We start from the raw sequence: 23,410 nt of genomic DNA on the forward strand, positions 1-23,410 counted from the left end.
GACGACGCATGATCAGGCTATTTTCGTCACCCCGGACTTGATCCGGGGTCCCGTTCGGCGACGGCGACAAGCGGGACCCCGGATCAAGTCCGGGGTGACGGCGAGGCGAATTGGGTCACCAAATACTCGGACTACGCCTTATGCAGATCAGTTCGGCCCGAACACCGCGCCCGGATCGCGCGGCGTGGCATCGGCCTTGGCGTCGAGCAGCGCGAGATATTGGCCGGTGCGGTCGTCGCGTTTGGCATAGTCGCGCGCCGACATGCCGGCGATATGGTCGGTCTTATCGGGATTCGCGCCGTGGCGGACGAGCAGGCGGACCATCGCGGCATTCTTCGCCTGCACCGCGAGGATCAGCGCGGTCTCGCCGCGCCGGTTCGTCTGGTCGACCGGCGCTTTCGCGTCGAGCAGCGCCTCGGCGCCCTCGGTGAAATTGAGCAGCGCGCAATGCATCAGCGCCGTCACGCCCTGCCGGTCGGCGATCGACGGGTCGGCGCTCTTGCCGATCAGGAAGCGCAGCCAGGTCGGATCGCGCCGCTTGGCGACGATGATCAGCGCGGTCTCGCCGGTGTCGGGGTTGCGCGTGTTGACGAAGGAGGGGTCGTCCTTCAGCGCGTCGGTCGCCTTGTTGCCGTCGCGGCTCTCGACCGCCTGCAGGAAACCATAGGCGCCGCGGAACTGCGCCACTGCCGGCGCGGGCGCCAGCGCGCCCGCCGTCGCGGCGGCGAGCAGGGCCAGGGAAGCAAGGCGGATGTCCGCGCGTCGAAACATGGTAGGGACCCCCTCGAAGAAACTGTCGCGAACGCGGCGAAGCGGAATGCGCGCGCCGCACGACAATGGTTGATTTTCGGGCCTTAGCCGATCAAGGCTGGCCGCATGATGAATATCGCAAACATGGGACGAAAGCTCGCCCGTTCAAGCCTGCTTCTGCTGACGGCGGCGATGCTGGCGGGCTGCAACGCCCCGGCGGGCGCGCCCGCCGCCGATCCGCCGCTTGCCGGCGCGAAGATCGGCGGGCCGTTCACGCTGACCGATCAGGACGGCAAGACCGTGCGCGACACCGATTTCGCGGGAAAATATCGCCTCGTCTATTTCGGTTACAGCTATTGCCCCGACATCTGCCCGGTCGATCTGCAAAAGCTGATGCGCGGCCTGTCGGCGTTCGAAAAGAGCGATCCGGCGCGCGGCGCCCGGGTCGCGCCGATGTTCATCACCGTCGACCCCGAACGCGATACGCCTGCGGCGCTGAAAGCCTTTGTCAGCCGCTATCATCCACGCCTGCTCGGCCTGACCGGCACGCCCGAGCAGATTGCGGTGGTCGCCAAGGCCTATGTCGTCACTTACAACAAGGTGCCGGGCTCGGCGCCCGACCGCTATCTGATGGCGCACAGCCAGCTCGCCTTCCTGATGGACCCGCAGGGCAAGCCGCTCGCGCTGCTGCCGCTCGACGATCCATCGACCGACGCCGACGAGGGCGCGCCCGGCAAGGTGGCGGCCGAGCTGGCGAAGTGGGTGAAGTGAGCCCGGCCGGGCGCCGCTTCTGGGAGGCGCCGCTCGCCAGCCTCGACGCCGGCGAGTGGGAGGCTTTGTGCGACGGCTGCGGCAAATGCTGCCTCCACAAGCTGGAGGACGAGGATACCGGTCGCATCTATCCGACCAATGTCGCGTGCCGCCTGCTCGACCTTTCGACCGCGCGCTGCGGCGACTACAAGCATCGCCGCCGCCACGTTCCCGACTGCCTGACGCTGACCAAAGCCAAGGTCGCCGGCATCGAATGGCTGCCGCAGACCTGCGCCTATCGCCTGCGCGCCGAGGGCGAGCCGCTGCCCGACTGGCATTATCTCGTCTGCGGCGACCGCGACGCGGTGCACCGCGCGGGCGAATCGATCGTCGGTTGGACGGTGGCCGAGGATGTCGCGGGGCCGCTGGAGAATCATCTTGTCGAACGCGTCGTCTGACCTTCGCGACGAGCGCCCGCAGATATGGGTGGGAGAAACCCCGTGGCCGGTGCGGCTTGTCCATCATGCGCAGTCGCGGCGTTACAAGCTGATCTTCGACGGCGCGCGCGGCGAGTTGCGGCTGACGCTGCCGCGCCGCGCCAATGCAGCGCGCGCGCTCAAATGGGCGAGCGAGCAGCAGGGCTGGCTGGCCGAGCAGGTCGGCAAGGCGGCCATGCCGCTGCTCGTCGGGCCGGGCGCCGCGGTGCCGCTGTTCGGCGCGCTGCGCCGGATCGACTGGAGCGCTGCCGCGCCGCGCGCGGTGCGGCTCGCCGACGATGCGCTGACCGTCGGCGGACCCGCCGACACCGTCGGCCGCCGCATCGAGCGCTGGCTGAAGGCCGAAGCGCTCGCGCTGATGACGCGCGAAAGCCGCGAGATCGCCGATCGCGCGGGGCTCCGCGTCGGCCGTGTGGGGGTCGGCGATCCGCGCAGCCGCTGGGGGAGCTGCACCCACGACGGCGACCTGCGCTATAGCTGGCGGCTGGTGATGGCGCCCGATCACGTCCGCCGCGCCACCGTCGCGCACGAGGTCGCGCATCTGCGGCACATGGACCATGGCGCGGCTTTTCACGCGCTGGTGGATGTACTGCACGACGGCGACGTTGGCGCCGCGCGCGCGTGGTTGCGGCGCGAGGGTCGCGGGCTGCACCGTTACCGCTTCGGGTAGGGGCTGATATGCGCATCAACCCGATTCCCCGAGCGAAGCCGAGGGGCTTGTTCGAGCGTAGCGAGAACCTCGCACCGTCGTCGCCTCGACTTCGCTCGGCATCGCCCCTCGGCTTCGCTCGGGGAATCGGATCAACTTATAGCGTTATGCCTTAATTCCCCTCACCATTCGCCGGGCGCTGCGGTGGCTGCCCCTTTTGTGCCGGCGGGGGCGGCGCCTTGGGCGCCGGAATCGTTATGAGCTTGCCTTGCGGCGCCGCCTTGGGTGCCGCGTTCGCATCGGGCGGCGGCGGGCGGCGGCCGGTCTGTTCCTCGATCCATTGCTGGTTGAGCACCGGACCCTCGTCCTGCGGCGGCGGGGGCGGCGCGTCGCCCTGCTGCGGCGGGCGGCTGTCGTAAGGCAGCTCGATCGGCATACCATTGTCGTCGGTCAGCCCTTCGTCGCCCGGCTCGCCCAGATAGGCGTCGCCTTCGTCCTCGAGCTGCCATTCGGGCAGCTTGACCTCGGTATCGAAGGGTTCGACCGGGCGCCGCGCGACCGCGACGCGCATATAATCGGCAAAGGCCTTGGCCGGCGCGCGGCCGCCCTGCAGCCCGCCGACCGGCTTCGCATCGTCGCGGCCCATCCAGACGCCGGTGGTCAGCCCGCTCGAAAAGCCGAGGAACCAGCCGTCCTTGTTGCTCGACGTCGTGCCGGTCTTGCCCGCGACCGGGCGGCCGATCTGCGCCGCGCGGCCGGTGCCGGTGGCGACCGCGGTCTGGAGCAGGTCGGTGATCCCGGCGGCGACCCATGTGTCGACCAGCGTCTGCCCGCGCTCGGCCGGCCGCTGATAGAGCAGTCGCCCGTCGGCGGTCGTGACCTTGGTGATCGCATAGGGCTGGGCGGAAACGCCCTTGCGCGCGACCGAGGCAAAGGCGGCGGTCATGTCGATCACCCGCACCTCGGCGCTGCCCAGCACCATCGAGGGGTGGGTGTTGATCGGCGTCGTGATGCCGAAGCGGCGCGCCATGTTGGCGACCGCCGAAAAGCCGACCTCGTCGCCCAGCTTCGCCGCGACGGTGTTGACCGAATAAGCGAAGGCGGTGCGCAGGCTCATCGGTCCCGCAAAGCGCCCCGACGAGTTGCGCGGGCTCCAGCCGTTGATCGTCACCGGCTCGTCGACCACCTGGTCGTCGACCTTATGTCCCGCTTCGAGTGCGGCCATATAGACGAACAGCTTCCACGCCGATCCGGGCTGGCGCAGCGCCTGCGTCGCGCGGTTGTAGTTCGACGCGACATAGTCGGTGCCGCCGACCATCGCGCGCACCGCGCCGTCGCGGTCGATCGACACCAGCGCCGCCTGCACCCCCTTCGGCGTGTCGGCCTGAATCGCCGCGGTCGCCGCGCGCTGCATGCCGAGGTCGAGCGTGGTAAAGACGTCGAGCGCCTCGCTGCCCTCATCGATCAGCATGTCGAGCTGCGGCAGCGCCCAGTCGGTGAAATAGCGCGCGCTGTTCTGCCCGGTCTCCTGCGCGAGCTGGACGTCGGCGGGCTTGGCGCTGTCGGCCTGCGACTGGGTGATGAAGCCCGCGTCGACCATCGTTTCGAGCACGACCCCCGAGCGGCCGAGCGCGGCGGCGGCGTCGGCGGTCGGCGAATAGCGCGACGGCGCCTTGACCAGCCCCGCGACCACCGCGGCCTCCGACAGCGACATTTCGGTCGCGCTATGCCCGAAAAAGCGCCGCGACGCGGCGTCGATGCCATAGCTGCCGCCGCCGAAATAGACCTTGTTCAGATAGAGCTCGAGCAGCTCGTCCTTCGAGAATTTCCATTCGAGCGCGAGCGCGAGCACCATCTCGCGCGCCTTGCGCGTCCAGGTGTAGCTGTTCGACAGGAAGATGTTGCGCGCGAGCTGCTGGGTGATCGTCGAGGCGCCCTGCATCCGGCGGCCGGTGCCATAATGTTCGACCGCGAACACCGCGGCGCGGCTCATGCCGACGGGGTCGATGCCGGGATGATAGCGAAAACGGCGATCCTCGACCGCAACCATCGCGTCCTGCATCACCTGCGGCGTCTCGGTCAGCGTCAGCCAGCGGCCGTAATTGGGGCCGAGCGAGAGAAAGACGGTGCCGTCGGCGGCGTGGACGCGGATCGTCTGCCCGGCGGGCGATTTCTTGAGCTCCTCGAAGCTCGGGATGCGCTGCACCGCGATGCCGACCGCGACCGCGATCGCGACCGCGCCGACGAAAGCAAGGCCGAGGCCCCAGCGGAAAAGCCGCCGGAGCCAGATACGGACGCGCGACGGACCGCCGGACGGGCCTTTGCCCGGCCCGCCCTTGCCCGACGATGACGATTTACCTGCCGATGCCTGCTGTCGTTCGCGGCGCAAACAAAATCCTTCCCTCGCTCCGCCCCGGATATTTCAGGCCGGCAGGGTCAGCCCGCGCCGGCTTTTGCCTCATCCTGCCCGCGCTCGGCGAAGTCAAGCGCCGCGCTGTTGATGCAGTAACGCAGCCCGGTTGGCCCGGGGCCGTCGGGAAAGACATGGCCGAGGTGACCCTCGCATTTCGCGCAGCGCACTTCGGTGCGGACCATGCCGTGGCTCTGGTCGGTCAGTTCGGTCACCGCGCTCGCGGCGGCGGGCGCGGTATAGCTAGGCCAGCCCGACCCGCTGTTATATTTGGTGCGGCTGTCGAACAAAGGCTCGCCGCAGCCGGCGCAGCGATAGACGCCGTCGCCCTTGTGGTCGGTATATTTGCCGGTGAAGGCGCGCTCGGTGCCGCCCTCGCGCAGCACATGATGCGCCATGGGGTCGAGCGGCTTGTCGGTTTGCGGGTCGGTCATGGTCGAAACTCCTTGCGGTGGCGTCGAACGGCGCCCGGCTGGACCCTATATCGGCCCGGCGCCCTGTCGCCACAAGGGGCTTCGATCCGGTTCACGCGGAGACGCGGAGGCGCGGAGAAAGACGGCTCGGGCCGGCAGGCCCCTTGTCCAGCAACGATGCTCTTGGGCGCTCCGACGGAATCGACAGCCGCTTTGCGGCATATCTTCTCTCTCCGCGCCTCCGCGTGAACTGAAATCCTCTGCGCTCTCTGCGCGAATCCCCTAAATACGCGTCACCCGCGACACCAGCCGCACAAGGGGCGGGAAAGCAGCGGCGACCGAGGTCAGCAGGCCCGTGCTGCGCGGAGTTTCGCCCGCACGCCAGATCAGGTTGGCGAGCGCGAAGGGGCGAGTCATGCGGGCGGCGAGGGCCTGCTGGAAAGCGGGTGCTTCTGCGGGGCCGCCGTGCCGCCATGCCGCCACCGCCGCCCCGGCACTCGCGAGCGCCAGCCCCATGCCCTCGCCCGCGAGGCTGGGGATGACCCCAGCCTGATCGCCGAGCTTGAACAGCCCCGGGACCGTATCGGTCGTCCGCCAGCCATAGGGGACATGGCCGATCGCATCGACGGGGCGCGTCCAGTCGGCCTGCGCGAGCCGTTCGCCGAGCGGCGGCAGCGCGTCGCCGAGCGCGCGGAGCAGCGCCGCCGGATCGCCGCCCGCTTCGTCGAGGCGCGATTTATGGACCGCGAGGCACAGGTTGCCGCTGCCGTCCTCCTGCCGCACCAGCCCGGCATAGCCGCGATCGAAGAGGTGAAGCTCGACCGCATCGCCGACCAGCCGCGCGAGCACCGGGTGCGCGGGAAGCCGCAGCCGCAGGCCGATGACGGGGTCGGCGCGCTGCCAGCGCGCGGGCTCGCGCGGAAATCCGCGAAAGCCATGCTTGCCCGCCGCGAGGAAAAGCGAAGGCGCCGTCAGCGTCGCGCCGTCGCGCGTCTGCACGGTGCCGCCCTCGATCGCGGTCGCATGAACCCCGCGTTCCAGCCCCGCGCCCGCGGCGACGGCGGCCGCCTGCAAGGCGCCGTCGAGACGGCGGCGCGACACGCCCATCGCTGCGCCGGGCAGCTTCGTTTCGCTCGACCGCTGCCCCGCGAACAGCCGCACGTGCGTGACCGCCTGCCCGCCGAGAACGGCGCGATCGATCCCGAGCGCTTTGAGCCGCGCAAGCGTCCGCCAGCTCAGGAAACCGCCGCACAGCGCGTCGCCGGTCTCGCGCGATCGTTCGAGCAGCAGCGGCTTCGCACCGGCCCGCGTCAGCCCGATCGCCGCCGCCGACCCGGCGGGTCCGGCGCCGACGATAAACGCATCGCTCATCGGATGCGCTCGACGCAAAGACGCCAAGGGAAGCTGCGGAAGATGCGGCATTCGCTTGCCACGTCGGGCAGCGCGTCGGCGAGCATCGCCTGCCATTCGGCGCGGCGGAAGCTGCGCCCGACCGAAAGCTGCCCGTCGCGCCGCACGATGGGGTCGGCGAAGGCGAGCCGCGCGAGCAGCGGAAAGCCCGCGAAGGGCAGGCGCTGGCGGTGAAGGTCGTTGACCAGCCAGCCGCGCGCGCATTCCGTATCCATGAAGCGCAGGAAATCGCGGCGCTGCCCGGCGCTCATATGGTGGGCGACGAGGCTCGACAGGATGATGTCCCATCCCTGCCCCGCCAGATCGCGGTAATCGCCGGTGATCAGCCGCGCCCGGTCGCCGAGCCGCGCTGCGGCTACCGGCGCGCTTTTCGGATTGAGGTCGACCCCGGCGAGATCGAGCGCCACCCCGCGCGCATCGCCCCAGCGCGCGATTCGGGCGAGCATGTCGCCCGCGCCGAAGCCGACGTCCAGGATGCGCCACGGCTTCGCGTCGCTTCCCCCTGCCCCGCCGCCCCCTGCCCTGCCGCTACGCGCGCAAACGCGGTCGAGAAAGCCCAGGGTCGGCCGCCGCGCAAGCGTCAGTGCGTTGACCCGCGACAGGTCGGCGAGCACTTTGGCATAGCGTGCGGGCGAAAGCTCGGCCGCGTCCATCTCCTCCTCGCGCTCGATCGGACTGGCGAGGCTGGTGAAGGGGTTCATGCCTCGAACCGGATCGCTTCGGCGGCGAGGCCGGGGCCGAAGGCGATGGCGATCCCTTCCCCTTTCGCGCCGCGCGCCATCATCGCGGCGAGCACGAACAGGATCGTCGCCGACGACATGTTGCCGAAGCGGGCGAGCACCGACCGGCTATCGGTGAGTGCCTGCGCCGGCACCGCGAGCGCGTGCTCGACCGCGTCGAGCACCGAACGCCCGCCGGCGTGGACCGCGAGCAATGGCGGCGGGCCGGCGGCGCCGAACAGGTCGCGTTGCACATCGCGGCTGGCCAACGCCTCGCGCAGCCGCCCCGGCACCTCGCCCGACAGATGCATCTCGAAACCCTTGTCGCCGATGTCCCAGCGGATCAGCTCGGCGCTGTCTTCGAGCGCGAGGCTGCGGCTCTCGCCCAGGACGAGCCCGCCGGGCGCCGCCGACACGATGCCCGCCGCGGCGCCATCGCTGAACTGGAGCATCGCGAGCAAAGGCTCGGGCTGGTCGGCGAGGCTGAGGTGCAGCGTCGACAGCTCGACGCTCACCACCAGCACGACCGCCTCGCTCTGCGACCGCACGATATGCCGCGCGGTGCGCAGCGCGGTCACCCCGGCATAGCAGCCCATGAAGCCGATCAGCACGCGCTCGACCGTCGGCGCCAGCTTCAGCCGCCGCGCGAGGATCTGATCGATCCCCGGCGCGACGAAGCCGGTGCAGCTCGCGACGACGATATGGGTGATGCGCGCGGAATCGAAGACCGCGCCGAGCGCCGCGATCGCCTGCATCGCAAGGTCGGGCGCATAGTCGGCATAGGCCGCCATCCGCGCCGAGGTCGGCGGCAGGCCGGGCACGTCGTAAAAGCCGCCCGCCGCGACCGGCGATCCGCCAGCGGGCGTCGGCGGCAGCACCGACCAGCGATGGTCGATCCCCGACCGCGCCGCCATCCGCGCGAACAGCGCACGGATGCGCGTGTCGGCGAGGCGCGGCGTCGCCCAGTCGATAAAGGCTCGATGGATGTCGTGATCGGGCACCGCCGTGGCGAGCGCGTTGAGCCGGATGGCGGGGGGGCGGCGCGGCGGGCTGCTCATGGCGCTGGTTAGACCGAAAAGAGGGGCACCACCAGCCGCTAAGCGCGCCCGCGGCTTTACCCCGGATTAACCATGGCGATGCTATGGCCGCGCCCGTGAAACTGCGCTTTTTGCCCGCTTTTTTCCTCTGCCTCGCCGCCCCTTCAGCGGCCGCGGCACAGTGCATGTTGTGCGGCAAGCCCGACAGCGGCCCGGCGGCGCCGAGTCGCAAGGCCGACACGCCGCTTCGCATCGACATCGAAACCCAGCTCGACATGGGCCGCGTCGCGGCGGGCGGGGGCGGCGGAGAGGTCGCGCTCGACCCCGTCACCGGCGCGCGCCGCCTCAGCGGCGACGTCCGCGACCTCGGCGGCTTCGCGGTGACGGGCACCGTCACGGTGCGCGGCGAACCCGGCGCCGAAGTGCGCGTCTTTCTGCCGACGTCGGTCGATCTCGAAAGCGGTAGCGGCGGCACGGCGCGCGTCACCGGCCTCGCCACCGACCTCGGCGCCGCCCCGCGCCTCGGCCCCGATGGCCGGCTTCAGTTCCGTTTCGGCGGGCGTTTGCAGGTCGCGGGCAGCGGCGACGGCGATTATCGCGGGCGCATTCCGGTGACGGTGGAATATCAATAGGATTAACGGCCGCTTTGGGGTGGGGAGCGGACGTGGTGACACAAACTTTCGTCATCCCGGGCTTGACCCGGGATCCCGCTTTTTTCGCGAATGGACGGCCCTCAACCTCAAGCGGGACCCCGGATCAAGTCCGGGGTGACGATGATGGATAAGGCAGCGATCGGTCGAAACCCGCCAAGCCTGCCGGCTCTTATCCCCGCGCCCCGAACAGCGCCGTCCCGACGCGCACATGCGTCGCGCCGAGCATCACTGCACGTTCGTAATCGCCGCTCATCCCCATCGAGCGCAGCGGCAGGTCATGGCGCTCGGCCAGTTCGTCGAGCAATGCGAAATAGGGTGCGGGTTCGACGTCGGCAGGCGGGATCGCCATCAGGCCGTCGATCTTCAAACCCGCCGCGACCGCTTCGGCGAGCAGCGCGGGCAGGTCGCGCACCGCGCAGCCGCCCTTCTGCTCCTCGTCGCCGATATTGACCTGGACGAAAAGCTGCGGCCGCTTGCCGGTCTTTTCGCAGGCTTTTGCAAGCGCCTGCACCAGCGACGAGCGGTCGACCGAATGGATCGCGTCGAACAGCATCACGGCTTCTTCGGCCTTGTTCGATTGAAGCTGGCCGATCAGGTGGAGTGTGATGTCCGCGGCTTCGGCCCGCAGCGCGGGCCATTTCGCCGCCGCCTCCTGCACGCGATTTTCGCCGAAATGGCGCTGGCCCGCCGCGATCAGCGGGCGGATGGCGTCGGCGTCGTGGGTCTTCGACACCGCGATCAGGCAGATATCCGCGGGCTTTCGCTGTGCGCGCTTCGCCGCGTCCGCGATTGCCGTCTTCACCTCGGCCAGCCGTTCCGCCGCATCGTCCATATGCTCGTCCTTAAAGGGCGCGCGTTGCGCGCGCTCGCGACGCGCCTATAGGAAGGGCGATGGTCCCGCGCCACCCTCTTGCCCGCAAGCCTGCCCCCGGATTGCCGCGTGCCTGGCTGTTCAGCGACGAGCGGACGGCCGCGGGCATCGCCGAACTCGCCGCGATCCTGCCCCCCGGGAGCGGCATCGTCTTTCGTCACGACCGGCTCGCACCGGGCGCGCGCTGGCGGATGTTCCGGCGGCTGGCGCGAATCGCGCGGTCGCGGAAGCTGCTGTTGCTGCTCGCCGGACCGCCCGCGCTTGCGAAGCGCTGGGGGGCCGATGGCGTCCATCTCCGCCAGCCGCTTGCGTGCCGCGCGGGGACGGCGCATCGGCTCGGCCTGATGGTCGCCATGCCGGTGCACGACGGGCGCGAAGCGCGCGCCGCGCGCCGCGCGGGCGCCGACGCGGTCTTCGTCTCGCCGCTCTACCCGACGCGCTCGCATCCGGGCGCGCCGGCGCTCGGGCGTGCGGCGTGGTTGCGGCTTGCCCGGCTGGCGGGGGCGCAGCCGGTCGCGCTCGGCGGCATGACCCCGGCGCGGGCGCGGGCGCTGCGTCTTGCGGGCGCGCGCGATGCCGGCTGGGCGGCGATCGACAGCTGGGATGAAAAGGCCGCGCGGCGGCGGACGCGTCAGAAGCGGAAGGCGGTTCCGACGTAGACGGCCTGGCTGTCGCGGCGCGAATCGGTCAGCGGCTGGACGCGCTCGTCGGTGCGATAGCGAACGCCCGCCGTGACATCGAGATTCCGGGTCAGGCGATAGCTGCTCACCACATCGACATTCTGATCGTCGCCGGGGGCGGTGATGCGGTCGGTCGCGCCGGCCGGATCGCTCGCATGGCTGGTGACGCGCGTCGCGAAGCGCGACTTCCGCTCGGCCTGCTCGGGCGCCTTGGCGACCGGCAGATTGCGAAGGTCGACCCCGCGCGGCAGCGCCGGGGTGACGAATTTCTGGAAGCCGACCGATGCGCCGAGATTATAGGCGACCGGCGTGATCGCAATCGGCATGCTGGTGCGGCCCGTCGCCGCCAGCGCGGCGGTGCGCGCGGCGCTCGATGCGTCGTCGCGGGCGCGGATGACGACGGTGATGGCCCGATTCTCACGGGTCCGGTCGGTGATCGCGGGCGTGAAGCTGAAGCTCCGCCGCGCTTCCGCCGACATCTTGTTATAGCGCGCGATCAGGCGCTGATCACCCGAAGCGGGGGTGAACTGGCCGAGCAGGCTTTCGGACAAATGGGTATCGCGGGTGCGGTCGGCGCGGGTCATCGCGGCGAGGGCAGGGGGCAGCGCGACCGAAATCGCCGCGGCGGCGAACAGCCCTGCTTTCCAGAAATGTCGCGGCTTGCGCGCCATCATTCTGCGACTCCATCCCCAATCGACTCGTCAGATAGGCTTCTGGTCCGGATAATTCCAGTGCTTAGCGAACGAATCATCACACCGCTCGGGCTTTTCGCCGAAGTTGTTGCGCGAACACCACAGTGCGGCCCCAAGATGAGCGGCCAAGATGAGCGGGGGGTGAACGGCCGGAAAGACGCGATTGCCGCGCTTGCCGGACGGCGGCAAGGGCGATAGAGACGCCTCAACGATTTTTAGCACGCGCCACCTTTGCGGCGCCCAAGATAAGGTGTTCCGGCATGTCCAAGCTTTCCGCCCTTGCCTCGCGCTCGGCAGCGCTCGCTCTGCTCGGGGTCGCGGCGCTCGGCCTTTCGGCTTGCGGCGGCAAGGAGCGGCCAAAGGCCGATCTCGCGGCGTCGCAGGTGACGACGATCGGGGTGAATTCCTATCTCTGGCGCGCTTCGCTCGACGCACTGTCGTTCATGCCGCTGCTCCAGGCCGACAGCTCGGGCGGGGTGATCATCACCGACTGGTATGCGAATCCCGCGAATCCGGGCGAGCGGATGAAGGTCACCGTGTCGATCCTCGACCGCGACCTGCGCGCCGATGCGCTCCGCGTCGCCGCCTCGCGCCAGGTGTCGCAGGGCGGCGCCTGGGTCGATGCGCCGGTGCAGGCGGCGACGGTGCAGAAGCTCGAGGAAATCATCCTCACCCGCGCCCGCGACCTGCGCCGCGGCGCGATCGAGGGCTGACATCAATCCCGTCATCCCGGCGAAGGCCGGGATCTCGCCGGTGCATCAGATACCGGGGTCGAGATCCCGGCCCTCGCCGGGATGACGATCACGTAAGACTGACCAAACGGGGTAACCAACCACATGACCCGCGAAACGCGCTTTGGCGCTTTGGCCGCCGATGCCCGCTGGCAGGCGGCATGGGATGCCGCGAACAGCTTTGCGACCAATGAAGGCGGCGAAAAGCCCAAGGCCTATATCCTTGAGATGTTCCCCTATCCGTCGGGGCGTATCCATATGGGGCATGTCCGCAACTATGCGATGGGCGATGTGCTGGCGCGCTTCAAGCGGATGACGGGGCATGACGTCCTCCACCCGATGGGTTGGGACGCGTTCGGGATGCCGGCGGAAAACGCCGCGATGGAAAAGGGCGTCCACCCCGGCGGCTGGACCCGCGACAATATCGCCGCGATGCGCGCGCAATTGAAGCGCCTCGGCCTCGCGATCGACTGGAGCCGCGAGCTCGCGACGTGCGAGCCCGACTATTATGGGCAGGAACAGGCGCTGTTCCTCGATATGTTCGCCGCGGGGCTCGTCGCGCGCAAGGAAAGCTACGTCAACTGGGACCCGGTCGACATGACCGTGCTCGCCAACGAGCAGGTGATCGACGGCCGCGGCTGGCGATCGGGCGCGCTGGTCGAAAAGAAGAAATTGTCGCAGTGGTTCCTCAAGATCACCGACTTCGCCGATGATCTGCTCGAAGGGCTCGGCAGTCTCGACCATTGGCCCGACAAGGTGCGGCTGATGCAGGAAAACTGGATCGGCAAGTCGCAGGGGCTGGAGTTCTCGTTCCGGCTCGCGGGCGGCGCACCGGGGTTCGACGTCTTCACGACGCGCCCCGACACGCTGTTCGGCGCGAGTTTCGCGGCGATCTCGCCCGATCATCCGCTGGCGGAACGCCTCGCGAAGGATTCGCCTGAGCTGACTGCCTTCATCGCCGAATGCCGCCGCCAGGGCACGTCCGCGGAGCAGCTTGAGACCGGCGAGAAGCTGGGTTTCGACACCGGCCTTGCGGTCGAGCATCCGCTCGATCCCGACTGGCATCTGCCGGTGTGGGTCGTGAACTATGTGCTGATGGATTATGGTACCGGCGCGATCTTCGGCTGCCCCGCGCACGACCAGCGCGACCTCGACTTCGCGCGCAAATATGAACTGCCGGTCCACCGCGTCATTTCGCAGCCTGCCCCCGCGAAAGCGGGGGGCGACGAGACCGGGCAGGTTTTCCACGGCGACGAGGCCTATGTCGGCCCCGGCCGCCTCGTGAACAGCCATTTCCTCGACGGCATGACCGTCGACGAGGCCAAGGCCGCGATCATCGCGCGCGCGGAACATGAGGGCTGGGGCAAGGGCACCACCGTATGGCGCCTGCGCGACTGGGGCGTCTCGCGCCAGCGCTATTGGGGGACGCCGATCCCCTTCATCCATTGCCCGGCGTGCGGGCTGGTGCCGGTGCCGAAGAGCCAGCTTCCGGTCGTGCTGCCCGAGGATGCCGATTTCTCGGTTCCCGGCAATCCGCTGGATCGCCATCCGACATGGAAGCATGTCGCCTGCCCGTCGTGCGGCGGCGAGGCGGTGCGCGAGACCGACACGCTCGACACCTTCGTCGATTCGAGCTGGTATTTCCTGCGTTTCGCCAGCGCGCCGGCGGACAAGCCGTTCGATCCCGAGGTGATCCGCCGCTGGCTACCCGTCGATCAATATATCGGCGGCATCGAACATGCGATCCTCCATCTTCTCTACGCGCGCTTCTGGACGCGCGCGCTGAACAAGCTGGGCATGATCGACATCAAGGAACCTTTCGCCAGCCTGTTCACGCAGGGGATGGTGACGCACGAAACCTATAGCCGTGCGCAGGGAGAAGGCCTGCCGCCGCTCTTCTTCACCCCCGACGAGATCAACCGCTCGGCCGACGGCGCAACGCTCGACGCCGACGGCGCGCCGGTCACCGTCGGCCGCGTGATCAAGATGTCGAAGTCGAAGAAGAATGTCGTCGATCCCGACGCCATCCTCGACCAATATGGCGCCGACGCGGCGCGCTGGTTCATGCTCTCCGACAGCCCGCCCGAGCGCGACCTGCCGTGGAGCGAGGCGGGAATCGAGGGCGCGTGGCGCTTCGTCCAGCGCTTGTGGCGGATTTTCGGCGAGACCGGAAATGTCGGCGACGGCGGCGAGGACAAGCCGCTCGCGCGCAAGCTGCACCAGGCGATCGCCGGGGTCGCCGCCGATGTCGAGGCGCTGGGCTTCAACAAGGCGGTCGCCAAGATCCACGCGCTCGCGAACGAGATCGAGAAGGCGAAACCCTCGGCAACCCGCGCCGAGGCGTGCCGCACCTTGATCCTGCTCGTCGCGCCGATGATGCCGCACCTTGCCGAAGAGGCGTGGGCGGCGCTTCCCGAAGCGCAGCGCTCGACCGCGATGGTCGCCGATGCCGCATGGCCCATCGCCGATCCGGCCCTGCTCGTCGAAGATGAGGTGACGATCGTGTTTCAGGTGAACGGCAAACGCCGGGACGAAGAGCTGCTTCCCAAGGATGCTCCTCGGGAAATCGTGGAAGAGCGCGCGCTCGCCAACACCAACGTTCAGGCGCATGTAGCGGGCGCTACGCCGAAAAAGGTGATTGTGGTCCCCAACCGTCTGGTCAATATCGTCATCTGATATGCGCAGACTGCTCGCCTCCTCGCTCGTCGCCGCTTCGCTGATGCTCGGCGGCTGCGGTCTTCGGCCGCTCTATGCGAACGGCAGCAAGGGGGCGGTGGCGCAGGTGCTCGCCGACGTCGATGTCGCGCCGATCGAGGGGCATTCGGGCTTCCTCGTCCGCAATGCGCTCCGCGACCGGCTGCAGGCGACGCAGGGCGGGCATGGCGCGGGCAAAAGACTGCGGCTCGATGTCCGGCTCGAGGATTCGATCACCGGCTTCGGCGTCCGCGCCGACGATGCGGTGACGCGCGAGCGGCGCAGCTTGCGCGCGCGCTACCAGCTCGTCGATGCGGCGACGGGCGAGGTGCTGCTCGACGCGACCGCGGCGCAGGATGCCGGGATCGATGTGGTCGGCAGCGAATATGCGACGATCGCCGCCGAATCGACCGCGCTCGAACGCCTCGCCTCGGGGGTCGCCGACCAGATCGTCGCGCGCCTCGCGGTCTTTGCCGATCGCGGCGGCGGCCAATCGGCCGATGCGCCCGTGCCTCCGCCCGCCGGGCAATGAAGAGCGTCAAGCCCGCCGAACTCGAACGCCAGACGCGCCTCGACCCCGCGGTTCGCTTCATCCTTCTGACCGGCCCCGACGAAGCGACGATGGCGGCGGTCGCGGGCCATCTGATCGGTCTTGCGGGCAAGGAGGCCGAACGGCTCGACCTCACCGGATCGCAACTCTCGCAGGACCCGTCGCTGCTCGCGGCCGAGGCGGCGTCGATGTCGCTCTTTTCGCCGAGCCGGATCATCCGCCTCGAAATCGCGGGCAGCGGCGACGACAGCCTCGCCGCGGTCGAGGCGCTGCTCGCCGCCGACACCGCGATCAATCCGGCGATCGCGACCGGCGCGTCGGTCACCGCCAAATCGAAGCTCGTCAAGCTGGTCGAGGGATCGAGCCACGCCGTCGCCGCGATCTGTTACCAGCCCGACCGGCGCGCGCTCGTCGGCATCGCGATGGCGGCGGCGCAGGAGGAGGGGCTTCGGCTCGCCAATGGCGAAGCGCAATTGCTCGTCGATCTCGTCTCGGGCGATCAGGCGCTGATGCGCCGCGAGATCGAGAAGATCGCGCTCTACCTCGACGCCGCGCCCGATCGCCAGCGGCAGGTGACTCCCGCCGACATCGCCGCGCTCGGCGCCGCGACGCACGAGGAGGATGTCAGCGAATGCATCAACGTCGCGCTCGGCGGCAAGGTGCGCGAGCTGCCCGACATGCTGAGCAAGGCGGCGGCGATCGGGGTCGCCGAGATCCGCATCATCCGCGCGCTCGGCATCCGCGCGATGCAGCTCGCCCGGCTGCGCGACGCGGTCGATGCCGGCGCGCACCCCGCGACCGTCGTGTCGGCGCGAAGCAGCGGCGTCTTCTGGAAGGAACAGAGCGCGGTGACCGCGCAGCTCCACATCTGGGATTCGCTGCGCATCGCGCGGCTGATGACGCGGCTGCTCGATTGCGAGCGCGCGCTCAAAACATCGGGCACCGCGGGCGCGGTGCTGTTCCGCAAGCTGATGACCGACATCGCGCACCAGGCCGCGCGGGCGCGCTGATCAGGCGGCCGGCACCGTCACCGGGCCGGGCGGGACGAAGGTCCACAGCGTGTCGCCGGGCTCGACCGGCGGGCGGTGCTGCATCGAAAAGACCGCGAGTTCGCCGCTGGCGCGCTGGACCGCCAGCGTGTCGCCACCCGACGCCCGCATCCGCGCGACGAAATCGGCATAGGGGAATTTCTCGGTGATCCGCGTGCGTCCGAAACTCCACCCTGCCTGCAGCCGGTCGAGCTGCTCCTCGATCGGGGTGCCGCCGAGCGTCAGCACGCGTCCGCGCCGCCGCGCGCCGGTTTGCGCGGTCACCAGCATCCGGCTCACCCGGTCGTGGCCGACCTCGGGCGCGAGTTCGCTGCACACCAGCGCGTTGTAGCTGTCGTTGTCGGTCGCCGCGATCAGTTGCTGATAGCGGCCCATCTCGAGCTCGTCGTCGTGCGCCGCGTCCAATATGTCGCCCTGATGGACGGGCAGGTCGGCGCGGCGGGCGCGGCGGAGCGCGAACTTGCTCTCGTCGGCGATCAGCACGTCGCTGCCCTGCGCCTTGATGAATTCGGCGAAGGCGATCGTCCAGCTGTTCGCGCCGACCAGCAGCACGCCATTGCCCTTGCCGCGGTCGAGCCCGAGCCAGCGGGCAAAGGGCTGGGCGGTGAAGCCGTGCGCGAAGATCGTCGCGATGACGACCGAAAAGGACAGCGGCACCAGCGCCTCGGCCCCCGGCACGCCATAGTCCGACAGGCGCAGCGCGAACAGGCCGGTCACCGCGGCGGCGACGATGCCGCGCGGCGCGATCCAGGCAACGAACAGCCGCTCCTTGAAGGGAATGCGGGTGAAGAGCAGGGCGATCATGATCGTCAGCGGCCGGACCGCGAACAGCAGCAGGATCAGGAACAGCACGAAGCGCGCCTGGAAATTGGTCACCACCGTCCAGTCGAGCGTCGCCGACAGGATGATGAACACGCCTGAGACGAGGAGGACGGTCAGATCCTCCTTGAAGCGCATCAGCATATGGCTCGAATCGGTTTCGCGGTTCGCCATCACCACGCCCATCGCGGTGACGGTGATCAGCCCGGTTTCGTGCATCACCAGGTCGGACAAGACGAAGACCGCGATCACCGTCGTCAGCAGCACCGGCGCCTTTAGATATTCGGGCACCCAGCCGCGGACGAAGGCGGCGGTCAGCGCGAAGGCGGCGGCGCCGCCGATCAGCATTGCCAGCACGCTCGCCGCGACGACGTCGGTGACGATCGCGGTGCTGTTCGCCTCGGCGCCGCCGTGGGTGATATAGGCATAGATGCCCACGCCAAGCAGCGCGCCGATCGGATCGTTCACGATCGCTTCCCACTTCAGCATATGCTTGACGCGCGGGGTGATGTTCAGCGTGCGCAGCATCGGCACGATCACCGTCGGGCCGGTCACCACCATGATGCCGCCGAACAGCGCCGACAGCTCCAGCGACAGCCCGGCGCCGTAATAAGCGGCGGCGGTGCCCAATGCCCAGCCGACCGGAACGCCGATGAAGACGAGCATGAATACTGCGGTGCCGGCATGGCGGAGCTCGCGAAATTTCAGCGTCAGCCCGCCCTCGAACAGGATCACCGCGACCGCGAGTTTGATGATCGGTTCGCGCAGCGCGCCGAAATCGCGTTCGGGATCGATCAGGCCCAATATCGGCCCCGCGACGATCCCCGCGACCAGCATCAGCGCAATCGCGGGTCTGCCCGTGCGCCAGGCGACCCATTGGGCGCCGATGCCGATGACCCCGATCAGGGCGATTTTGACGAGCAGGGAGTCAATCGCAAACATGATGCAACTCTATGCGAAGACGGCGAAAAGCGTCCACAAAAAGAAACCGCCCGCTCACCGGAGTGAGCGGGCGGTTTTCACTGGCTGTTCAGGCGATCAGAATTTGCCGCGCAGCGTCACGCCATAGGTCCGGGGTTCCGCGAGGAACATCGAGAAGAGCTGGCGCCCGCCCGGATATTGCGGATCGGCAAAGGCGGTGCCGGTCGAGGTGCCGCCTTCCTGGAACGGCGAGTTGAACGCGACCTGGGCATATTGCTTGTTGAAGATATTCTGTGCCCAGAGCTCGATGCCCCATTTCTCGTCGGCGCCGCGGATGCCGACGCGGGCATTGAAGATCGCGTAACCGTCCTGCTCCTTCTGCGGGAAGAGGTCGGAGCCGGTGTTATAGTCGCTGGTCATGCGGCCATCGAGATAGACGAGGCCGGTCAGGCCGCTGCTGCCAATTTCCGGCGTCCAGGTCACGCTGCCGGTCGCGACCAGTTCGGGCGCGTTCGACAGATTGTTGCCCGGCAGCAGGCGCAGCGCCTGATCGAGCGGGGACCCCGACGAATTGCCGACCAGATTGCTGCGATATTTGGTCTTCGCATAGGTCAGACCCGCGCTCATGCGGAAATTATGCGCGGGAACGAGCGTGGCTTCGAGTTCGAAGCCCTCGGTCCGCACACCCCAGCTCACGTCGTCCGTTGGGCACGCGCCGGTCGCCGCGGCGCCGGCGTTGTAATTCGGCGCGCCGGTGAACTTGCTCTGATCGCGGTCGCCGCCCGACAGATCGCTCGTGCAGCCGTTGACGTTCTGAACCAGGAAAACCGTGCCGTTGAAGGTATTGAGCTGGAAGTTCTTGAAGTCCGAGCGGAAGAAGGTCAGCCCGGCGCTGAACGGACCCGTCGCATATTTGGCGCCCAGTTCGTAGCTGGTGACCAGTTCGGGGTCGAACTGGAGGTTGCTGACCAGCGCCTGCGCGCCCGCCTGACCGCCGAACGGCAGAATCGGGGATTTCAGCGCCGACCGGTCGAGGTTGAAGCCACCCGCCTTGTACCCGCGCGCATAGCTTGCATAGACCATCAGTTCGTCGATCGGCTTGTACGACAGGATCGCGGTGCCGGTGAACTTATGCTCCTTGCGCTGGTCGTTGATCGACACGCCGTTGAGTTCGGCGGTCGAATTGCCCTGACAGCCGAGGCCGATCAGCGCGCCGGCCAGCGCCTTGGCGGTGGCGTTGGTGGTCGGGCTCACCAGATCGTCGAGCACCAGCCCCTGAATCTGGGTGCAGACGGTGTTGTCGTTGGTGAAATCGGCCGCGAATTTCTTCTTGTCGTGGGTGTAGCGCAGGCCGAGCGTCAGATCGAGCTTGTCGGTGATATGGAAGATATTGTGCGTGAAGAGCGCCCAGTTCGTTCCATTCTGCCGATAGCTGTCGTTGATCGTGCCGAGGTCGTTGAGACCGTCGAGCGCGGCGAAGGCGGTGAGTATATCGGCGCCGGTCTGGCCGCCGCCGCTCGCGCCCCCGATCGTCGCCGGTCCGACGCCGGGAATGACGCACAGCGGGTTGTTCGGCGAATAGAGACCCGCGAGACCGCCACCCGAGATGATGCGGCAATTGGCGAAGCGGCCATAATCGTCGCCGAAGCGCAGATTGTCGCGCACCGTCAGCTTTTCATTGGCGAAGAAGCCGCCGACCAGCCAGTCGAGCTTGCCGTCGAACGCTTCGCCCTGCAGGCGCAGTTCCTGGGTGAAGGTGTGGAACTGGCGATAGGCATCCTTGTCGTCGGCGCGATAGAGGATATCGACCGCGCCATAGTCGAGGTCGCCCGCCTGACCCGAACGATATTCGCGATAGCCGGTGATCGAGGTCAGCTTCGCGCCGCCGAGATCATAGTCGATCTGACCCGAAAAGCCGTAATCCTTGGTCTTGCCGGCATAGCTGCGGCCCGCGCTGACCGACAAATTGCGGTCATAGCCCTGGTTGAAGGCGGCGAGCGGCTGGCCGAGGTCGGCGAGCACCTGGACGATGTTGTTCGTCGTCGCGGACGCCGGGATGCCCGGATTGTTGAGATTGCCGACATAGGGATTGACGCTGTTGTCGACATAGATGGCGCCGCAGCATTTTTCGTTGCGATAGGTGTAATCGGCGATCAGCCGGATCGACAGCGCGTCGGTCGGCTCGAACAGCAACTGGCCGCGCAGGAAGTAGCGGTCGCGGTTGTTGACGTCGGTGTTGTTCGTCGTGTCGCGCAAGAAGCCGTCGCGCTTCACCCAGATGCCGTCGAGGCGCGCGGCGATCGTGTCGGTGATCGGGCCGGTGACGCTGCCGCCGAGGCGCCAGTAATCGTAATTGCCATAGGTGATCTCACCCGTGGCGCCGAAGGTGAAATCGGGCTTTTTCGAATAGATGCTGATCAGGCCCGCCGACGAGTTGCGGCCGCCGAGCGTGCCTTGCGGGCCGCGCTGCACCTCGACGCGGTCGATCTCGCCCAGTTCGTTGAGGCCGATGCCCGAACGCGAGCGATAGACGCCGTCGATGAACACCGGGACCGAGCTTTCGAGGCCGGGGTTGTCGCCGACGGTGCCGATGCCGCGGATGCGCGCCGAGCCATTGGCTTCGGAGCCGGTCGACGAGACGAGCAGCGACGGTGCGACCTGGTTCAATTGGCGGATGTCGTTGGCGCCGCTGTTCTGCAGCACTTCGGCGCTGACCGCCGAAATGGCGACCGGCACGTCGGCGAGCCGCTGTGCGCGGCCCTGCGCGGTGACGACGATCTCGCTGTTGGCATTGTCGTCGGCGGGCGCGGCGTCGGCCGCGTCCTGTGCGAAGGCCGGGGCCGAGGCCGCGACGATGGCGAGCGAGACGCCAAGCGCGCTGCTGCGCAAAAGGCGGGCGGCAGGAAGGGAAGATTTCATGGTGGGCACTCCTCTCAGTTTTTGATTTTTTCGTTGCCCCCCGAACATAACCAAAAAGCGCCGCGCGCTTCCAGCCAACGCCCCGTTCCGGCGTCGTTTTCGATCGGGTGATGCTTTTAGGCCACAGGCCGGGCGGCGATGTCCGCGGGGGCTGGTCAGCGCCTGTTCGCGGCGATCGGCGCGTCCGCCGTAACGTCATTCTCCGCCGTTCGGCCGCAGGGCAGCGACAGAAGGCGGCCGCGCGCGACGAGCATGGCGCGATAGGGGCCCGAAAAATTCGCGGCGATGGCAGCATCTTCGACGTCGAGCCCGCCGGTGAAGCTGCCGAAAGCGGGCAGGATCAGCCGCGTTGCATCGCCCGCGAAGCAGGGCCGCGATACCCCCCGCCCGCGCAGGCTGAGGCGCAGCTTGGGGTGGAAATGTCCCGATATTTCAGGGCGTGTCTCGTCCGCCCGGCTCTGGTGGCGAAAGACGATGCCGTTCCGGGTCCATTCGTCGGCGACCTCGCCGCCCCACGCCCCTGCGGTCAGCCCGTCGTGGTTGCCTGCGATCCAGACCAGCTTCGCCGCCGCCGCCTGCCGCCCCAGCCGGTCGGCGATCGCGGGGACGATGCGCGCGGCGGCGTCGCGGTCGTGGAAACTGTCGCCGAGACACCAGATCGCGCGGGCGCCGGTGTCGGCGGCGAGGCGCGCGAGCCGGTCGAGCGTGTCGTGGCTGTCATAGGGCGGCAGCGGCTGGCCGTGCGCCGCATACCAGCTTCCTTTTTCGAGGTGGAGGTCGGCGACGATGAGCGCACCGCGCGCCGGCCAGAACAGCGCGCGGTCGGCGAGCATGACGAAGCGCTCGCCGGCAAAATCAAAGGTCGCCGCGCCGGACATGGCGTCGCTATGGCAACGCCGCCCGCGCATCGCAAGCTATCCGATGCGCGGCTCGCCGTTTGCGGCGAAGCGCTGCCCGGTCTCGCGGCTCGCGCCGCTCGGCAGGTCGAAGACGACGCGGCGGTTCGGAAAATCGATCTCGACCCGGTCGAACAGCGCGAGGCCGTCCATGCCAAGCAGCAAGGCGGGGCGCTCCTGAAGCCCGAGCGCGCGGAACGCCTGGCTGTCGGCAAAGCTGATCGGCAGATTGTTCACGTCGAGGCCGTTGAGCGTGATGCGCTTGATCGCGGTGCGCTGCGCGGAAACATCCTCGCCGGTTACCGCGCTCAGCGTCGCTGGCGTGAAAGGGAGAAGATTGGCGCGGCGGCGGACGACCAGCCTTTGCAGGGCAAGGTTGCCGACGCTGGTCTGGGCGCCGGTGTCGACGATGACGTCGATGCGCTTGCCGTCGATCCGCGCGTCGGACAGGATCAGCCGCCCCGCCGCATTGCGCGCGGTGACGACGATCGCGTCGTCGTCGTGGATGATCGGGCGCGCGCGCTTCCGCGTTTCGAGAATTTCCATGCTTTCCTTGCGGAAATCGATCAGCACGCGCCGTCCCTCGAGCATGTCGACCCCGACCAGCCCCGCCGCGCCGAGGTGGCGGCCGAGGAGCGCGGGCGCGTCGATCGCGGCGAGGCGCAGATTCGCCATTTCCACCGCCGCGACGCGATAGCTCGGCACCACCGCCGATCCGCCGATCGTCGCCATCTTGAGCTTCGCGCCCTCGGCGAGCCCCAGCCGCTCGGCGAGCTCGCGCGCGATGACGGTGCGCTCCGCGCCGGTGTCGACGAGAAAGGAAAAGGGTCCCTCGCCGCCGACCATGACCTTCACCGCCATGCGCCGCGTCGCGTCGAGATCGAACGGCTGGATGAAGGGGGTGACGAGAACCGGCGGCGCCAGTGTTTCGCCGGTGGCAGGGGGGACGGGCGTGCTCGGCATCGCGGGCGCCTGCGATGCGGCGGGCGGCGAACCGGCTGGCGGCTGCGCCGCGCCGATCAACAGGGGCGCGGCGAGCAGCAGCGCAGCGGACGGCTTGATGGCATCGATCATGGCCGGCATCCTCATTATATATTTCGCGTCAGTCTACGCCTGCTTCGATGTGCCAGCAAGCGAAACGCGGGCATCGACCCCGTCCCTGATCATCCCGTCTCTCCCTCGTCATTCCCGCGAAAGCGGGAATGACGGGAAATGGATGGATATCGGACCTGGAACATGATCGGCTTTGACTGAAGCACATTTGGGGCCCCCCGGAGGCGGGGGCCCAGGGCCGAGGGGA

At 68.5% G+C, this 23,410-nt stretch carries 21 protein-coding genes; 9 read left to right on the top strand and 12 right to left on the bottom strand.

Annotated features, from left to right (window positions below):
• Positions 1-147 precede the first annotated feature (147 nt).
• Positions 148-771, bottom strand: a complete 624-nt coding sequence (locus tag OJI97_RS02010) for an ankyrin repeat domain-containing protein (protein WP_297660576.1) — start codon at positions 769-771, stop codon at positions 148-150.
• Between the two features lie 105 nt (positions 772-876).
• Between OJI97_RS02010 and OJI97_RS02015 the strand changes: the two genes are divergently transcribed.
• The 3 genes from OJI97_RS02015 to OJI97_RS02025 are packed head-to-tail and all read left to right on the top strand — an operon-like array spanning position 877 to position 2,667.
• On the top strand, positions 877-1,521 hold the full coding sequence (locus OJI97_RS02015; protein WP_297660579.1) for an SCO family protein: 645 nt from the start codon (positions 877-879) through the stop codon (positions 1,519-1,521).
• Positions 1,518-1,958, top strand: coding sequence for a YcgN family cysteine cluster protein (locus OJI97_RS02020; RefSeq protein WP_297660636.1), 441 nt, complete (start codon positions 1,518-1,520; stop codon positions 1,956-1,958). Before OJI97_RS02015 ends, OJI97_RS02020 begins: the two co-directional genes overlap by 4 nt.
• A 28-nt stretch (positions 1,959-1,986) precedes the next feature.
• Complete coding sequence (locus OJI97_RS02025; RefSeq protein ID WP_297660639.1) at positions 1,987-2,667, top strand: M48 family metallopeptidase; 681 nt, start codon at positions 1,987-1,989, stop codon at positions 2,665-2,667.
• 151 nt (positions 2,668-2,818) lie between these two features.
• Here the strand turns inward: OJI97_RS02025 and OJI97_RS02030 are convergent, their stop codons facing one another.
• The 5 genes from OJI97_RS02030 to OJI97_RS02050 all read right to left on the bottom strand — a co-directional run bounded on the left by OJI97_RS02030 (position 2,819) and on the right by OJI97_RS02050 (position 8,656).
• Positions 2,819-4,936, bottom strand: coding sequence for a transglycosylase domain-containing protein (locus OJI97_RS02030; protein ID WP_297660642.1), 2,118 nt, complete (start codon positions 4,934-4,936; stop codon positions 2,819-2,821).
• A 146-nt stretch (positions 4,937-5,082) separates the two neighbouring features.
• Positions 5,083-5,490 carry a peptide-methionine (R)-S-oxide reductase MsrB gene (gene msrB / locus OJI97_RS02035; protein ID WP_297660582.1) on the bottom strand — a complete coding sequence of 136 codons (408 nt, stop codon included), beginning with the start codon at positions 5,488-5,490 and terminating at the stop codon, positions 5,083-5,085.
• Between the two features lie 261 nt (positions 5,491-5,751).
• Entirely contained in the window at positions 5,752-6,840 is a 1,089-nt protein-coding gene (locus OJI97_RS02040; protein ID WP_297660584.1) for an FAD-dependent monooxygenase, read from the bottom strand.
• The gene (locus OJI97_RS02045) at positions 6,837-7,580 is read right to left on the bottom strand and encodes a methyltransferase domain-containing protein (RefSeq protein WP_297660587.1); all 744 of its coding nucleotides are present in this window, start codon (positions 7,578-7,580) and stop codon (positions 6,837-6,839) included. The genes OJI97_RS02040 and OJI97_RS02045 overlap by 4 nt, the downstream gene beginning before the upstream one ends.
• Positions 7,577-8,656: a type III polyketide synthase gene (locus OJI97_RS02050; RefSeq protein WP_297660590.1), complete on the bottom strand. Its 1,080-nt coding sequence runs from the start codon at positions 8,654-8,656 to the stop codon at positions 7,577-7,579. The genes OJI97_RS02045 and OJI97_RS02050 overlap by 4 nt, the downstream gene beginning before the upstream one ends.
• A 95-nt stretch (positions 8,657-8,751) precedes the next feature.
• On the opposite strand from OJI97_RS02050, the gene OJI97_RS02055 reads away from it, so the two are divergent.
• Positions 8,752-9,267, top strand: coding sequence for a DUF4402 domain-containing protein (locus OJI97_RS02055; protein WP_297660593.1), 516 nt, complete (start codon positions 8,752-8,754; stop codon positions 9,265-9,267).
• A gap of 190 nt (positions 9,268-9,457) precedes the next feature.
• Here OJI97_RS02055 and OJI97_RS02060 read toward each other — a convergent pair whose 3' ends face one another.
• Positions 9,458-10,120, bottom strand: a complete 663-nt coding sequence (locus OJI97_RS02060; RefSeq protein ID WP_297660598.1) for a YggS family pyridoxal phosphate-dependent enzyme — start codon at positions 10,118-10,120, stop codon at positions 9,458-9,460.
• Positions 10,121-10,221: 101 nt separating this feature from the next.
• Between OJI97_RS02060 and OJI97_RS02065 the strand changes: the two genes are divergently transcribed.
• A complete protein-coding gene (locus OJI97_RS02065) occupies positions 10,222-10,818 on the top strand; it encodes a thiamine phosphate synthase (RefSeq protein ID WP_297660600.1) in 597 nt (198 codons plus the stop codon).
• On the opposite strand, the gene OJI97_RS02070 is transcribed toward OJI97_RS02065, so the two are convergent.
• Positions 10,791-11,513 carry a hypothetical protein gene (locus OJI97_RS02070; protein ID WP_297660603.1) on the bottom strand — a complete coding sequence of 241 codons (723 nt, stop codon included), beginning with the start codon at positions 11,511-11,513 and terminating at the stop codon, positions 10,791-10,793. The genes OJI97_RS02065 and OJI97_RS02070 overlap by 28 nt on opposite strands.
• A gap of 278 nt (positions 11,514-11,791) precedes the next feature.
• Here OJI97_RS02070 and OJI97_RS02075 point away from each other — a divergent pair, with 278 nt between their 5' ends.
• From OJI97_RS02075 to holA, 4 genes are all read left to right on the top strand, one after another.
• Positions 11,792-12,244: a DUF3576 domain-containing protein gene (locus OJI97_RS02075; RefSeq protein ID WP_257545919.1), complete on the top strand. Its 453-nt coding sequence runs from the start codon at positions 11,792-11,794 to the stop codon at positions 12,242-12,244.
• A 123-nt stretch (positions 12,245-12,367) separates the two neighbouring features.
• On the top strand, positions 12,368-14,938 hold the full coding sequence (leuS, locus tag OJI97_RS02080; protein ID WP_297660608.1) for a leucine--tRNA ligase: 2,571 nt from the start codon (positions 12,368-12,370) through the stop codon (positions 14,936-14,938).
• A gap of 1 nt (position 14,939) precedes the next feature.
• A complete protein-coding gene (gene lptE, locus OJI97_RS02085) occupies positions 14,940-15,488 on the top strand; it encodes an LPS assembly lipoprotein LptE (RefSeq protein WP_297660611.1) in 549 nt (182 codons plus the stop codon).
• Positions 15,485-16,516 (top strand): DNA polymerase III subunit delta, encoded by a 1,032-nt coding sequence (holA, locus tag OJI97_RS02090; RefSeq protein ID WP_297660614.1) that lies wholly within the window; start codon positions 15,485-15,487, stop codon positions 16,514-16,516. Before lptE ends, holA begins: the two co-directional genes overlap by 4 nt.
• Here holA and OJI97_RS02095 read toward each other — a convergent pair whose 3' ends face one another.
• The 4 genes from OJI97_RS02095 to OJI97_RS02110 form a co-directional block, all read right to left on the bottom strand.
• A complete protein-coding gene (locus OJI97_RS02095; RefSeq protein WP_297660617.1) occupies positions 16,517-18,316 on the bottom strand; it encodes a sodium:proton antiporter in 1,800 nt (599 codons plus the stop codon).
• A gap of 96 nt (positions 18,317-18,412) precedes the next feature.
• On the bottom strand, positions 18,413-21,214 hold the full coding sequence (locus tag OJI97_RS02100; RefSeq protein ID WP_297660620.1) for a TonB-dependent receptor: 2,802 nt from the start codon (positions 21,212-21,214) through the stop codon (positions 18,413-18,415).
• 155 nt (positions 21,215-21,369) lie between these two features.
• Positions 21,370-22,092, bottom strand: a complete 723-nt coding sequence (pdeM, locus tag OJI97_RS02105) for a ligase-associated DNA damage response endonuclease PdeM (protein WP_297660622.1) — start codon at positions 22,090-22,092, stop codon at positions 21,370-21,372.
• Positions 22,093-22,128: 36 nt separating this feature from the next.
• Entirely contained in the window at positions 22,129-23,184 is a 1,056-nt protein-coding gene (locus OJI97_RS02110; protein ID WP_297660626.1) for a retroviral-like aspartic protease family protein, read from the bottom strand.
• Positions 23,185-23,410 lie beyond the last annotated feature (226 nt).

The organism is Sphingopyxis sp., assembly GCF_025869345.1.
Taxonomy (GTDB): Bacteria; Pseudomonadota; Alphaproteobacteria; order Sphingomonadales; family Sphingomonadaceae; genus Sphingopyxis.